The following is a 12,501-nucleotide window of genomic DNA, read 5'->3' as shown; positions in this document are numbered from 1 at the left end:
CCGGCGGGCTGGCGCGGGTGCACCTTCACCAGGGTTCCGCGCAGATAGAACTTCACCAGCGCACTGTCGGCCCGCACCTCGAACACACTGCCGATTCACTGTCCCGGGATCGAATACAGTGCCTTGGCGACCTCGGCATGAAAGTCGCGGTGCGCCGTGACCTGTTTGAAGATCGGCACGTCGTAGCCCGGTGGGACGGGCAGCAGCATCGGTGCCTCGTCCTCGTCGAACACCGCGAGCGGGCGGGCGGGGTGGTGCCGTGCGTCCGCATCCCGGCGGTGTCCCGGCACCACACCTCGGCATGCTGGTGCGCCTCGGCGAGATCGGTGAATTCCTCACCAGCCCAGTAGCTTCCGCGCACAGATTGCACGGTGCGCTCGACCCGGGGTTTGTCCCACGTCGTCAACTACACCCAATCTCGACGATCGGTACCGACGTGTGCGGGTGACACACCGGTTCCATCCACTGTTCGGCCGGGACTTCGAGTTCGTCGCACACCGGCAGAACTGGGGCGAGTACCGGGTCCACCTGCACGACGAGAACGGGGAGCTGTTCTCCCTGCCGGCAGGGTGGACCGATATCGCCCCGGTCGACCCGTTCGTGGTCGTCGCCGACGGACGGTGCGCGTTCACCACCGACGGGCTGCTGGCCGTGGCGGACCTGATCGACCGACTCCGGACGGCGCGACCCGACGACACCGAGAGCGTCAAGAAGATTACGCCGTGATCGTCAAGTGGATTATGCCATCAAGATTTCCTCCTCCCCATCGGGATGGAAATAGGCCGAAACGTAATATGACTGTGCTGCCGCAGGTTATAGGAATCATTCGGCGTGTCATCACGTATCGATGTTCTTTCGTCGATTCCACGCGATCGCAGATCATCCTGAGCCTCGGCGGGACCCTGCCGGCCTACCGTTAACGCAGACGGTGGTCGGATATGACAACGCGACGTCCACCCTGAGCGCACAGCCCATCTCTCCCGACATCACGGAGGCGAACAACACGGCGCTGAACGAAGAAGTTTCCCCGCTGACAATCCTCGTTCCCCGCGCGTCGTCCGTATGACGGCAGACGGAAAGGAAGCCGTTGCGCGCCCTCAGGTGATCGAACGAAGATGGAACGGTGATCATCGAACGCAGCTCCGTCGTCGGCGCGCCGATCGGGCAGGTGTGGGCGAGGGTCGTCGACCCGGAGGGGATCAACGACGAAATGCGTCCGTGGATGACGATGAGCATCCCGCGGGGCCGGGAGTCGATCACCATCGACTCGGTCCCGATCGGCGAACCGCTCGGGCGGGCGTGGCTGCGGCTGTTCGGGCTCGTCCCGTTCGACTACGACGATCTGACCATCGCCGAACTCGAACCGTGTCGGCGGTTCCACGAGAAGTCGACGATGCTCAGCATGCGCCGGTGGGAGCACGAACGGACGCTGCGGCCCTTCGACGACGGGAGCACCGGCGTCCACGACCGGATCACGTTCGAGCCGAGGCTGCCGCTGGTGCCGCTGACGCCGGTGCTCGCCCGCATCCTGGGCGCGTTCTTCGCGCACCGGCATCACCGTCTGGTGCGGCACTTCGGCTGACGGCCTCGCCCAATGTCACACCGGTGCAGTCGGACTGAACCAATGCGACATCGGGCGACACGAAAGATCAGTGCGCCGTGTACCCACCGTCGACGACGAGTTCGGTGCCGGTGGTGAAGCCGGACTCGTCCGAGGCGAGGTAGAGCACCCCGTACGCGATCTCGTCTGGTTCCCCCTGCCGCGGGAGGGGGTTGCCCGAGACGAGCTGGCGGTAGTACTTCTCCGGGCCGATCGCGCTGCCCTCGGCCGACCGCTGACTCATCGCCGTCCGCATCGACCCGGGGTGGATCGAGTTGACGCGAATTCCGTGCGGCCCGTAGGTGACGGCGTCCGCCTTGCTGAGCAGTCGCACAGCACCTTTCGACGCGTGGTACAGCGGGACGTTGGAGCCTCCCGTCAACCCGTGGATCGACGAGAAGTTCACGATGCTGCCCTTCTTCCGACCGATCATGTGGGGCACGACGTACTTGGTGGTCAACCAGACACCCTTGACGTTGACGTCGAAGATCTGGTCGAACTCGGCGACCGACGCCTCGTGCGACGGCGCGGGCCTGCCGATGATGCCGGCGCAGTTGACCAGGACGTCGGGAACACCCACGGTATCCACCACTGCAGCAACGGCCTCGGCGACGCTGGCCTCGTCGGTGACGTCGACCGCGAACGACGTGATCGTCGCCGAATCCCACGGCGCATCAGGCACTTTGAGGTCGAGGGCCGCAACAAACGCCCCCTCTCGTGCGAGCATCCGCCCGGTCGCGCCACCCAGATCACCGTTCGCCCCCGTGACGACGGCGACCTTCCCTGCCACTCGACCCGTCATGACCGACCTCCCACTGCTGCGACGGCCCACGGGCCGATCATCGGAATCCACTCGGTGATGTCGTACGACGCGACGAATCCGTGCGTGCGGAACGGGTCGCCCTCGACGACGTCGACGACGACCTGCCTGCCCGCGGCCTCGTAGATCATCGCCGCGCCGGGGTCTTCTCCTGCCGCAAACGGTCCGGACCCGAGGATCAGCCCGCGATCGGCGGCAGCCTGCAGGTGGCTCTTGTGTTCGGGACGGTGCTCGTCCCGGCCGGCCGTGTCGCCGGTGTATACGTAGCAGACGAGGAAAAACGGCACGTCATACCTCTTCCAGGACGGTCGACTCGACGGATTCGGTGCGCAGCGACGCGAGGATCTCGGCGTCCCTGCCGATGGTGTATCCGAAGACGAGGGCGGGCCCGATGTTGGCGCCGTAACCGGGGTAGCCGCCACCGAAGATGCTGACGGCCGCGGAGCCGGCGGCGAACAGGCCGGGGATCGGCTGGTCGTCGTCGTCGAGGACCTGGCTGTGCCGGTCGACGGCCAGGCCGGAATAGGCTCCGAGGTCGCCCATCTCGATCTTCGCGGCGTAGTACGGTCCCTTGTCGAGCGGCTCGAGGTTCGGGTTGGGCTGGTGTTCCATGTCGCCCTTGAAGTGGTGGAACCAGTTGGATCCGCGATTGAACTTCGGGTCCTCTCCCTTCGCGGCTCCCGTGTTGAACTCGGTCAGGGTCTTCTTCAGCCCGGCGACGTCGACACCGATCTCGCGGGCGAGTTCCTCGACCGTGTCGGCCTTGTGGAGGAAACCGGTCTTCTTGAAATAGCCCTGCGGGATCGGCCAGGGCTTCGCGTAGCCGATACCGTACTTCTTCATGGCTTTCGCGTCGGCGATGATGTAGCCGAACGTCTCGTCCTGGCCGGCGTTCTCCTGAATCATCGCCATGCCGAAGTCGTGGTAGGAGCTCGACTCGTTGGCAAAACGTTCGCCCTTGCGGTTCACGGCGATCAGCCCGGGGAGCCCGAATGCCCGCAGGTGCGGGAAGATCCGTTGTTGCCCGCGCAAACCTGTGAACACCGTCACGGGAGCCCACGCGGCGGGCTCGTGGACGTCGGTGTCGACGTGCCCGCCGAGCGGCGCGGCCAGGCGCACGTTGTCGCCGTCGTGCCCGACCGTGGGAGTGAAGTGGTTGTCGCCGTGCGGGTCATGACCCCAATACTCGGCTCGCAGCGCCGGATCCGAGGAGTAACCACCGGCCGCGATGACGACGCCGAGTCGCGCCTCCACGGTTCCCGCATGTACTCCCGCGAGTACCGCCCCGGTGACGATGCCGTTCTCTGACTGCAGAATCTTCGTCACGGGCGTCTCGGTCCACATCCGGATGCCGAGCTTCGCGGCGGACGACACCATCCGCACCATCAGCGAATTGCCGTTGGTCCTGTCGAACGATCGGCGGCAGAGCACCGTCTCGACCCACGTCTCGAGGAGCTTCTTCGACACGTAGGCGAACGATTTCCACGACTGGTTGGCGTGGAGGAACTGGGCGATGTCGGGTCCGACCTCGGGCATGTAACCGAAGACGGTGTAGGTGTCGAGGTAGGGGCGCAACCGCAGCCGATTCTCACCGAGGGTGCGCGCGTCGACCACCTTGCCCGAGATCGCGCGTCCCGACGGCTTCGCGCCCGGCGCGTCCATCTGGTAGTCGGGAGCCATTTCCGGATAGACGAATTCGACGTCGGTGTCACGCTCGAGCCAGTCGATGGCCTCGGGCACCTCGTCGAGGAACGTGTCGACCATCTCGGCCTTGTAGCAGTCCTTGGCGAGTGCGCGGATATAGGTTTCGATCTCAAGACGGGTGTCACCCTGCGCGACGCCCTGCTTGTTGCCCGGCACCCATGCCCAGCCGCCCGAGATCGCGGTGGTGCCGCCGAGCCACTGCGACTTCTCGGCGACGATGACGCTGTGCCCTTCGCTCGCCGCCTTGAGTGCTGCGGCCATGCCTGCGGCCCCGGATCCGATGACCAACAGGTCGCATTTAACAGTTTTCGAGCTCATGCTTGGACCTTCCCTGGAGAGTCGGCACTCGATCAGGCATCGGCGAAAGCGCTGGTGTGCAGTGACTTTCGGATCGCGATGCGTGATCGGTGGCGGTGTGTTCGTGACAACCACTCTGACCGACCCGAGACCCGAGTCACAGTGCGACTCCAATGGATGGAAAGGGTTTCTGTCAGTGCCGCGATCCGCGCGTCATCGCCCGGGTGATGCCGCGCGACGCCGTCGTCAGCGCCGCGACCACCGACTGCGGGTTGGCCTGATCGTGCGGTATGACGACGGACAGGGCGGCGATCACCCTCCCGCCGTCGGTGTCCCGCACGGGCACAGCGACTCCCGTCGCTCCCGGCGTGATGAGACCTGCAGCCACCGCGAAGTGCTGGTGCCGGACCTCGGCGAGGAGACGTCGCATCTGCTCGGGATCGGTGACCGTGGCGTCGGTGTAGCGTTCGAGCGGCTGCGACAGCAGTTCGTCCTGCACGTCGCGGGAGGCGTTCGCCATCAGAACCAGACCGGACGAGCAGGCATGCACCGGCAGACGCCCGGCGATCTTGGTGACGTTGACGACGGACCCGCGCGTGGAGAGCCGTTCGACGAACAGCACCTCGTTGCCGTCGAGGATGCCCAGCTGGGTGTGTTGCTTGATCGCGGCGTTCACGTCTTCCATGAACGGCATCGCGGCTTCGCGCAGGCTCAGGGTGTGCGAGCCGCGGGACCCCAGTTCCCACATCCGCACGCCGATGCTGATGCGGGTGTCATTGCGTTCGAGGAGTCGGTACTTCACGAGTTCCCCCACGATGCGGTGCGCCGTCGCTACGGGGAGGTCGGACCGACGCGCGATGTCGGACACCGACAGGGACGGTGTGTCCGCGTCGAAGGAGGACAAGACCCTCACGACGCGGGTAGTGACCGATTCGCCTGTCGGTGTCCGTGACATCGCCCTATTGTCCTCCGGCTACTCCTGCGGGGTCGACGGACGCCCGAGTTCGGCCAGCGGCACCCGGTACGTCTCGCGGGCGGTGAAGGCGGCGACGGACGAGACCAGCATGCAGAGGGCAGTGAACACCGCGACGGGGACCCACGCGTTCACCCCGGTGCCCAGTAGTGCCCAGCCGATCGCCGGGGCGAAGCCGGCGATGAGGAAGCCGATCTGCGTACCGACCGCGAAACCGGAGTAGCGCACAGGCGCCGCGAACATCTCGGTGAAGAAGCTGGGCCACAGGCCGTTCACCATCGAGTAGAACAGCGTCATCGTGAGCAGTGCGGCGACGAAGATCAGCGGAATGGAGCCGACCGAGATGGCCCAGAAGTACCCGAAGATCGTCACGGCGCACCCGAGGGCACCGGTGATCCAGACGGGGCGGCGTCCGACGCGGTCCGACAGCTTGGCGAGCAGCGGGATCGCGACGATGGAGCCCGCGATCGACACCGACGACGCCCACAGCATCGTGGTGCGGTCGATGCCGACGTCGGGTCCGGTGGCGTAGGCGAGCCCGAAGACCGTGAACACCGTCTGCCCGACCGCGAACAGCGAGCACAGCGCGATCCGCAGCACGTCCCGCCACTGGGTGGTCACGACGGTGACGACGGGCAGCTTCTGCACTTCCGCGTGCTCACGCGACTCCTCGAACACCGGAGTCTCGTCGAGCTTGGTGCGCACGAAGTAGGTGACCACGAGCATCACGGCGCTGCACCAGAACGGGATTCGCCAACCCCAGCTGTCGAGTTGGTCTTTCGGCAGCGCGGCGACGGGGATGAACACGAGGGTCGCGAGGACCATCCCCGCGGCATATCCCGTCATGGTGAAGCTGGTGAAGAACGCCCGCCGCCCCTCCGGTGAGTGCTCGAGCGTGAGAGTGCTGGCTCCGGCGGCCTCACCGCCCGCGGAGAATCCCTGCGCGAGGCGGCACAGCACGAGGAGAATAGGGGCGGCGATGCCGATCTGCTCGTACGTGGGCAGGAACCCGATCGCCAAACTGGACAGACCCATGATGAGCAGCGTCAGCAGCAGAATCTTCTTGCGGCCCAGCTTGTCTCCGAAGTGACCCAGCACGATTCCGCCGACAGGCCGGGCCACGTAGCCCACGCCGAACGTCGCGAGCGCGGCGACCGTGCCGATCGCGTCGTTGCCGGCCGGGAAGAACGTGTGCCCGAAGACGAGGGCGGCGGCGGATCCGTAGATGAAGAAGTCGTAGTACTCGAGCGCACTTCCGAGGAACGACGCGAGCGCCGCCTTCTTCGGCGTCTTCGCGACCTCGGTGGGTGTCGCGGTCGTCGGGCTGTCGTGCGTGACGGCGGATACGTTCATCGACTCTCCTGCGATCGGGCCTGGCGTGGTGTGACACAACGTGCCAATCACGCCTACGCGTGCGCAACGTCACATCCATCTATTGGAAACCCTGCCTCGCGCCCCGGACACGGCTACCGCTACGGATGCGCCGGGGACAACTCCCAGCCGGTGCTCAAGTCGCGGGTGAGGTCGGGCACCCGCCGCAGCACCCGCTGGCTCTCGACGAAGTCGCGGAACGGGATGGCGAGCAGAGCCCGCAACTCTCCCGGACGCCCCTCGGCGAGCCCCTGGTAGGACGAGGCGATGTCACTGACGATGTACTGCCAGCGCGGTTCGCGATCGGCCCAGTTGAAGCCGGGCAGGGGCGTGCGGAGACGGTAGGCCGAGCCGTTGACGTCGCCGTTGACCGACATCGCCGCAACCTTTCCCGGTGCGCGTGAGCCGGGAACGGAGGGTTGCGCCGCGAGGGTGGTGGCGTAGGTGACCGCGCGGCCGACGCCGTCGCGGGCTGCAGCGGTGACGTCCCACTGATCGGCGATGATCTGATTCTGCTCGCGCGACGCCATCCGGAACAGCGCGTCCGCGTACCCGGCCTGAGTGCCGGCGAAGATGCCGTTCCAGGCGATCTCGGCGTTCTCGTCGAGCACTCCGGCGGCGGCCATCTCCTCGACAGCCGCCCTGCCTTCGGTCAAATACGCCTCGTGCATGGGCACCATGTCGAAGTAGATGTGCTTCTGCATCATCAGCAGGCGCTTCTGGTACCAGTCCAGGTCGTCGGCGGTCATCGCCGGCCCGACAGTCGCGAGTGTTCTCGGGTCCGCGGGCAGGAGCGCCATCGCCTCGCCGGGCAATCCACGGACCGTGGACGCGACAGCGTTGCCGAGCGTGTGGACGGCATCGACTCCGAGCACGGTCCGGCCGAGGTCGAGGTCCCAGAAGCCGGCGGCGAACGAACCTCCCGCCAGCCCGGCCATCCCGGACCAGTAGAGCTCGGTGCGTTGGAGTTGGTAGCGGCCGTAGTTCTCGTAGACCCGGTCGACCACCGCAGCGTTGGCGATCAGCCCCGCGTTCGGATCCCACGCGGCCAGGTCGATGCCGGACGCCTCCGATCCACGAGCGAGCCAATACTGTTGCAGAAGAGCGGAATACCGCGTCGGAGCGACACCGTCGGAGCGGGCGGCCGCCAGCGCGGCGCTGAGGACAGCGGACTCGGTGGGCAGCCGGGGGTCGAGTCCGCCGATCGACTCCGCTGCCGCGTTCGCCGGCGTGATATCGATCAGGCCCTCGTAGCCGGCGGCGTGCGCGACGATCGGCGTCGGTACCGCGAGCGCGACCATCCCGAGCAGCGCGACGAGCACCGCGCGGATCGTCGTGTTGTGGACCGATGGCGATTGGCAGTGCACAGCACCGGGCATGTCAGGTATTTAACAACATATATGTGATGGCGTCAGAGGTTTGCCCGGATTGCCTCCGGCGAATGCAATCCCAGGTAAGCGCATGTGAGTGGCAAAGCGTGCGCCCGGACGCCGCGCCACTCACATGGGCTGGGGACCGAGCTGCCCCAGGACGGCCGAGAGAATGGTGTGCGCGCTGCCGATGACGGACTCGATCGGCTGCGGGTTCTCCGACAGCACCCATTGCTGGGCGATCATCAGCACGGCTCCCACCAGGCCGGTTGCGAGGGTTCGCAGGTGGAAGTCGGGAAATGCCGTTCGGTCGACGGCAGGGCCGATGACGACGAGAACGGCGTCCACGAACGACACGGTGACGCGGCGGTAGGCGTGATCGACCTCGGGCCCGACGCCGAGGACCTCCTGGAATGCGATCCGCGGGATCCGCGGGTCGTCGGCAACGGATCGGAAGAATGCGGTCAGCGCGCCGCGAACCCGCGCGTCGAGATCGGTGCCGCCCTCCCCCGCACCGCGCAGGACGCTGTCCCGCAGGCGGTCGGTCACGCTCGCGTACGCGGCCAGGAGCAGGGCCTCGCTGTCGTCGAAGGACTCGTAGAAGTAGCGCTTGGTGAGCCCGGCGGTCTCGCAGATCTTGCCGACCGTCGCGGACCGGTATCCGCTGGTCCCGAACACTTCGACGGCCGCGTCGACGAGGCGCACGCGGCGCTCTTCCTGACGCTGACGCGGACCCGCACCGCGGTAGGTGCGGCCCGTTTCGTCGAGCTTGGGCGAACTCACGCCCCCATATTGACACCGCACAGTTCCAGATACAAACTGACACCGAACGGTGCCAGATCACACGCCAGGAGATCCCATGCCCACGCTCAGGAACAAAGTCGCACTCGTCACCGGAGCCGCGCGTGGCATCGGCGCGGAAACGTCCCGCGCCCTCGCCCGCAAGGGCGTCAAACTGGTTCTGATCGATCTGGACGCCGAGCCGCTGAAGGCCCTCGCCGCCGAACTCGGCGACGACGTCGCGCTCGCCGCGGCCGCCGACGTCTGCGATCTGGCCGCCATGGAGAAGGCCGTCGACGCCGGTGTCGCGAAGTTCGGCGGCATCGACCTCGTCCTCGCGAACGCCGGCATCGCCAGCTACGGCTCGGTCCTGCACGTCGATCCGGCCACGTTCAAGCGCGTCATCGACATCAACATCCTCGGCGTCTTCCACACCGTCCGAGCCGCACTGCCCTCCGTGATCGAGCGCAAGGGGTACATCCTGGTGGTGTCGTCGCTCGCCGCGTTCGCGCCCGCACCCGGGCTGGCCGCATACAACGCCAGCAAGGCCGGCGTCGAGCATTTCGCCAACGCGCTGCGTCTCGAAGTCGCGCACCACGGCGTCACCGTGGGCTCGGCCCACATGTCGTGGATCGACACCCCGCTCGTTCAGGACGCGAAAGCCGACCTCACCGCATTCAACCAGCTTCTCGCCGTCCTGCCGGGACCGCTCGGCAGGACGACGTCGGTGGACGCGTGCGTCGACGCGTTCGTCGACGCCCTGGCCGGGCGGAAGCGCCGCGTCTACGTGCCGCGGTGGGTCGAGCTCGTCGGCTGGCTGAAAGCGGTGGTGACGTCGCCGATCGGGGATCGCAGCCTGCTGCCCCACGTCCCCCGCATTCTTCCGTTGATGGACGAAGAGGTCGCGAAACTCGGCCGGTCGACCAGCGCACGTAATGTCGCTCTCGACGACGTCGCCGTAGACCCGAAGTAGCCTTCCCAGCCAGCGAGAGAGTGTTCATGTCACACGCCGAGACCGCCGCCGAGACCACCGGGGCGAATACGCCCGTCGAACACGTCGACGTGCTGATCATCGGAGCCGGACTGTCCGGGATCGGTGCCGCATACCACCTGCAGGACAACTTTCCCCGACGGACCTACGCGATCCTGGAGAGCCGCGAGTCGATCGGCGGCACGTGGGACCTGTTCCGCTACCCCGGTATTCGCTCCGACTCCGACATGTACACCCTGGGCTACCGGTTCAAGCCGTGGTCGGGTGAGAAGTCCATCGCCGACGGGCCGTCGATCCTCGAGTACGTCCGCACGACCGCCGCCGAGCACGGGATCGACCGGAACATCCGGTTCCGGCACAAGGTCGTTCGTGCCGAGTGGTCGACCCCGGACGCCCAGTGGACGGTCGACGCCGAGCGCACCGATACCGGCGAGACGGTCCGGTTCACCGCCAACTTCCTGATGTCCTGCAGCGGCTACTACCGCTACGACGAGGGCTACACCCCCGAGTTCCCGGGCCTCGACCGGTTCGCCGGGCAGGTCGTGCACCCGCAGAAGTGGCCCGAGGACCTCGACTACGCGGGTAAGCGGGTGGTCATCATCGGCAGTGGGGCCACCGCGGTGACGCTGGCGCCGTCGATGGCCGCCGAGGCCGCGCACGTGACCATGTTGCAGCGCTCGCCCACCTACATCATCTCGATGCCGGCCAAGGACAAGCTGGCGAACCGGCTCCGCCGGCACCTTCCCGCCAAACTCGCCTACGGCCTCACCCGCCTGAAGAACGCGTCGGTCGCAACCGCGATCTACCAACTGTGCCAGCGCTATCCGGACTTCATGAAGGGGCGCATCCGGCAGATGCAGGAGAAGTGGCTGCCGAAGGGCTACGACATCGACACCCACTTCACGCCCCGGTACAACCCGTGGGATCAGCGACTGTGCCTCGTGCCCAACGGGGATCTGTTCCGGTCCATCCGGAACGACGAGGTGTCGATCGTGACCGACCACATCGACACCTTCACCGAAACCGGTATCACGCTGAAGTCCGGTGAGGAATTGCACGCCGATGTCGTCGTCACCGCGACCGGTTTGAACCTGCTCGCGTTCGGCGGAACGACGCTCGCCGTCGACGGCCGCGACATCGACCTCGCCGACACCATGGCGTACAAGGGGATGATGCTCAGCGGGGTGCCCAACTTCGCGTTCGTCATCGGGTACACCAACGCGTCCTGGACGCTCAAGGCCGACCTGGTGTGCGAGTACGTCTGCCGTCTGCTCGCGCACATGGACGCGAACGGGTTCGCCCAGTGTGCCCCGGCGCGTGACAGTTCGGTCGAGGAGGAGCCGTTCCTCGACTTCGCCGCCGGCTACGTCCTGCGGTCGGTGGAGTCGTTCCCGAAGCAGGGGTCCGAAGCGCCGTGGCGGCTGCGGATGAACTACTTCCGCGACCTTCTGACATTGCGGCACGGCAAGGTCGTGGACGACGCGATGGCGTTCCGCCCGTGAGTACTTATTAACCGCGGGAGGTTAACAAGTACTCACGGGCCCGCGGCCTCGCTCTCGCGCAGCGCCTTGCCCTCCTGCACGTACTGCTCGTACTTCTCGGCGTTCTTGTCGGAGACGCGCGTATCGCGGGGCGGCAATTGCAGTTCGTCCTCGGCCGGCATGCCGGCCTGCAATTCGCGTCCGCGTTCGAGTTCGGCATCCAGTTCGGCGCCGAAGAGCAACGCCAGATTGGTGATCCAGAGCCACAGCAGGAACACGATCACGCCGGCCAGGGAGCCGTACGTCTTGTTGTAGCTGCCGAAGTTGGCGACGTACAGACCGAACAGGACCGACGCCAGGATCCACGTCACGATGGCGAGGAACGCGCCGGCGCTGACCCAGCGGAACTTCGGTTGCTTCACGTTGGGCGTGACGTAATAGAGGATGGCCACGGCGACCACGACGACGCCGAGGACGAACGGCCAGCGGGCGATGTTCCAGACGGTCAGGGCGGTGTCGCCGAATCCGATCGCATCACCCACCGAGCGTGCGACGGGGCCGCTCAGCGCGAGCATTGCCGCAGCGGCGGCCACCAGGACCAGACCGACGATGGTGACGGCCAGCATCAGCGGCCGGAGCTTCCACACGGGACGCCCCTCCTCGACTTCGTACATGCGGTTCATGGCTCGTCCGAACGCCCCGATGTAGCCGGACGCCGACCACACCGCACCCAGCAGGCCGAGGACCAGTGCCATGCCCGCGGTCGGAGTCTCGACCAACTGCGCGATGGGGTCACGCAACGTGTCCACGGCGGAGGACGGCCCGAGGTCGTCGACCATCTGCAGGACCGCATCGGTGGTGCGCTGCCCCTGACCGAACACTCCCAGCAACGAGACCAGCGCCAGCAGCGCAGGGAAGAGCGAGAGGACCGCGTAATACGTCAGTGCGGCGGCCAGGTCGGTGCACTGATCGCGCGTGAATTCGTGCGCCGTCTTCCTGATGACGTACCACCAGGAAGGTTTCGTCAGGTCCACGGGCGAATCCGGCTTCCGCGGATCGTCGGGGTCCGGTTCGGCGTGCTGATCGTCGTTCATCGGTGACGCCTACCCGGAAC

Annotated in this window: 13 protein-coding genes; 4 read left to right on the top strand and 9 right to left on the bottom strand. The window is 66.5% G+C overall.

Translation table 11 applies throughout. The features are described 5' to 3' along the window. Positions 1–95: 95 nt before the first annotated feature. Positions 96–293 (bottom strand): hypothetical protein, encoded by a 198-nt coding sequence (locus GO592_RS46210; RefSeq protein WP_039953131.1) that lies wholly within the window; start codon positions 291–293, stop codon positions 96–98. 151 nt (positions 294–444) lie between these two features. On the opposite strand from GO592_RS46210, the gene GO592_RS00465 reads away from it, so the two are divergent. Both GO592_RS00465 and GO592_RS00460 read left to right on the top strand, forming a co-directional pair. Continuing rightward, positions 445–726: a DUF5372 family protein gene (locus tag GO592_RS00465; RefSeq protein WP_157234357.1), complete on the top strand. Its 282-nt coding sequence runs from the start codon at positions 445–447 to the stop codon at positions 724–726. Positions 727–1,123: 397 nt separating this feature from the next. Then, positions 1,124–1,582 (top strand): hypothetical protein, encoded by a 459-nt coding sequence (locus GO592_RS00460; RefSeq protein WP_007301731.1) that lies wholly within the window; start codon positions 1,124–1,126, stop codon positions 1,580–1,582. A gap of 67 nt (positions 1,583–1,649) precedes the next feature. Here the strand turns inward: GO592_RS00460 and GO592_RS00455 are convergent, their stop codons facing one another. The 7 genes from GO592_RS00455 to GO592_RS00425 all read right to left on the bottom strand — a co-directional run bounded on the left by GO592_RS00455 (position 1,650) and on the right by GO592_RS00425 (position 8,918). Beyond that, positions 1,650–2,402 (bottom strand): SDR family NAD(P)-dependent oxidoreductase, encoded by a 753-nt coding sequence (locus GO592_RS00455; RefSeq protein ID WP_039953132.1) that lies wholly within the window; start codon positions 2,400–2,402, stop codon positions 1,650–1,652. Further along, positions 2,399–2,707 (bottom strand): YciI family protein, encoded by a 309-nt coding sequence (locus GO592_RS00450; protein WP_007301733.1) that lies wholly within the window; start codon positions 2,705–2,707, stop codon positions 2,399–2,401. Before GO592_RS00450 ends, GO592_RS00455 begins: the two co-directional genes overlap by 4 nt. 1 nt (position 2,708) lies before the next feature. Further along, the gene (locus tag GO592_RS00445; protein ID WP_039953133.1) at positions 2,709–4,442 is read right to left on the bottom strand and encodes an FAD-dependent oxidoreductase; all 1,734 of its coding nucleotides are present in this window, start codon (positions 4,440–4,442) and stop codon (positions 2,709–2,711) included. A 172-nt stretch (positions 4,443–4,614) separates the two neighbouring features. Beyond that, positions 4,615–5,376, bottom strand: a complete 762-nt coding sequence (locus GO592_RS00440; RefSeq protein WP_007301735.1) for an IclR family transcriptional regulator — start codon at positions 5,374–5,376, stop codon at positions 4,615–4,617. Between the two features lie 18 nt (positions 5,377–5,394). Continuing rightward, complete coding sequence (locus GO592_RS00435) at positions 5,395–6,747, bottom strand: MFS transporter (protein ID WP_007301736.1); 1,353 nt, start codon at positions 6,745–6,747, stop codon at positions 5,395–5,397. A 119-nt stretch (positions 6,748–6,866) separates the two neighbouring features. Beyond that, positions 6,867–8,144: a hypothetical protein gene (locus GO592_RS00430; protein ID WP_039953134.1), complete on the bottom strand. Its 1,278-nt coding sequence runs from the start codon at positions 8,142–8,144 to the stop codon at positions 6,867–6,869. A 120-nt stretch (positions 8,145–8,264) separates the two neighbouring features. Next, positions 8,265–8,918 carry a TetR/AcrR family transcriptional regulator gene (locus GO592_RS00425; protein WP_007301738.1) on the bottom strand — a complete coding sequence of 218 codons (654 nt, stop codon included), beginning with the start codon at positions 8,916–8,918 and terminating at the stop codon, positions 8,265–8,267. Positions 8,919–8,994: 76 nt separating this feature from the next. Between GO592_RS00425 and GO592_RS00420 the strand changes: the two genes are divergently transcribed. Continuing rightward, entirely contained in the window at positions 8,995–9,888 is an 894-nt protein-coding gene (locus tag GO592_RS00420) for an SDR family oxidoreductase (protein ID WP_007301739.1), read from the top strand. Between the two features lie 26 nt (positions 9,889–9,914). Next, complete coding sequence (locus GO592_RS00415; protein WP_039953165.1) at positions 9,915–11,408, top strand: flavin-containing monooxygenase; 1,494 nt, start codon at positions 9,915–9,917, stop codon at positions 11,406–11,408. 32 nt (positions 11,409–11,440) lie between these two features. Here GO592_RS00415 and GO592_RS00410 read toward each other — a convergent pair whose 3' ends face one another. After that, complete coding sequence (locus GO592_RS00410) at positions 11,441–12,481, bottom strand: YihY/virulence factor BrkB family protein (RefSeq protein ID WP_007301741.1); 1,041 nt, start codon at positions 12,479–12,481, stop codon at positions 11,441–11,443. Positions 12,482–12,501 lie beyond the last annotated feature (20 nt).

Origin of the sequence: Rhodococcus sp. 21391 (assembly GCF_016772255.1) — a bacterium.
Classification (GTDB): Bacteria; Actinomycetota; Actinomycetes; order Mycobacteriales; family Mycobacteriaceae; genus Rhodococcus_F; species Rhodococcus_F opacus.
Note: the sequence above shows the minus strand (reverse complement) of the source record. Positions and strands in the feature narration are given on the sequence as shown.

Excerpts from the sequence above, each read along its gene's own strand:
- GO592_RS00440 (WP_007301735.1), bottom strand. The coding sequence starts at position 5,376 with ATGTCACGGACACCGACAGGCGAATCGGTCACTACCCGCGTCGTGAGG.
- GO592_RS00415 (WP_039953165.1), top strand. The coding sequence starts at position 9,915 with ATGTCACACGCCGAGACCGCCGCCGAGACCACCGGGGCGAATACGCCC.
- GO592_RS00420 (WP_007301739.1), top strand. The coding sequence starts at position 8,995 with ATGCCCACGCTCAGGAACAAAGTCGCACTCGTCACCGGAGCCGCGCGT.
- GO592_RS00410 (WP_007301741.1), bottom strand. The coding sequence starts at position 12,481 with ATGAACGACGATCAGCACGCCGAACCGGACCCCGACGATCCGCGGAAG.
- GO592_RS00430 (WP_039953134.1), bottom strand. The coding sequence starts at position 8,144 with ATGCCCGGTGCTGTGCACTGCCAATCGCCATCGGTCCACAACACGACG.
- GO592_RS00445 (WP_039953133.1), bottom strand. The coding sequence starts at position 4,442 with ATGAGCTCGAAAACTGTTAAATGCGACCTGTTGGTCATCGGATCCGGG.
- GO592_RS00455 (WP_039953132.1), bottom strand. The coding sequence starts at position 2,402 with ATGACGGGTCGAGTGGCAGGGAAGGTCGCCGTCGTCACGGGGGCGAAC.
- GO592_RS00435 (WP_007301736.1), bottom strand. The coding sequence starts at position 6,747 with ATGAACGTATCCGCCGTCACGCACGACAGCCCGACGACCGCGACACCC.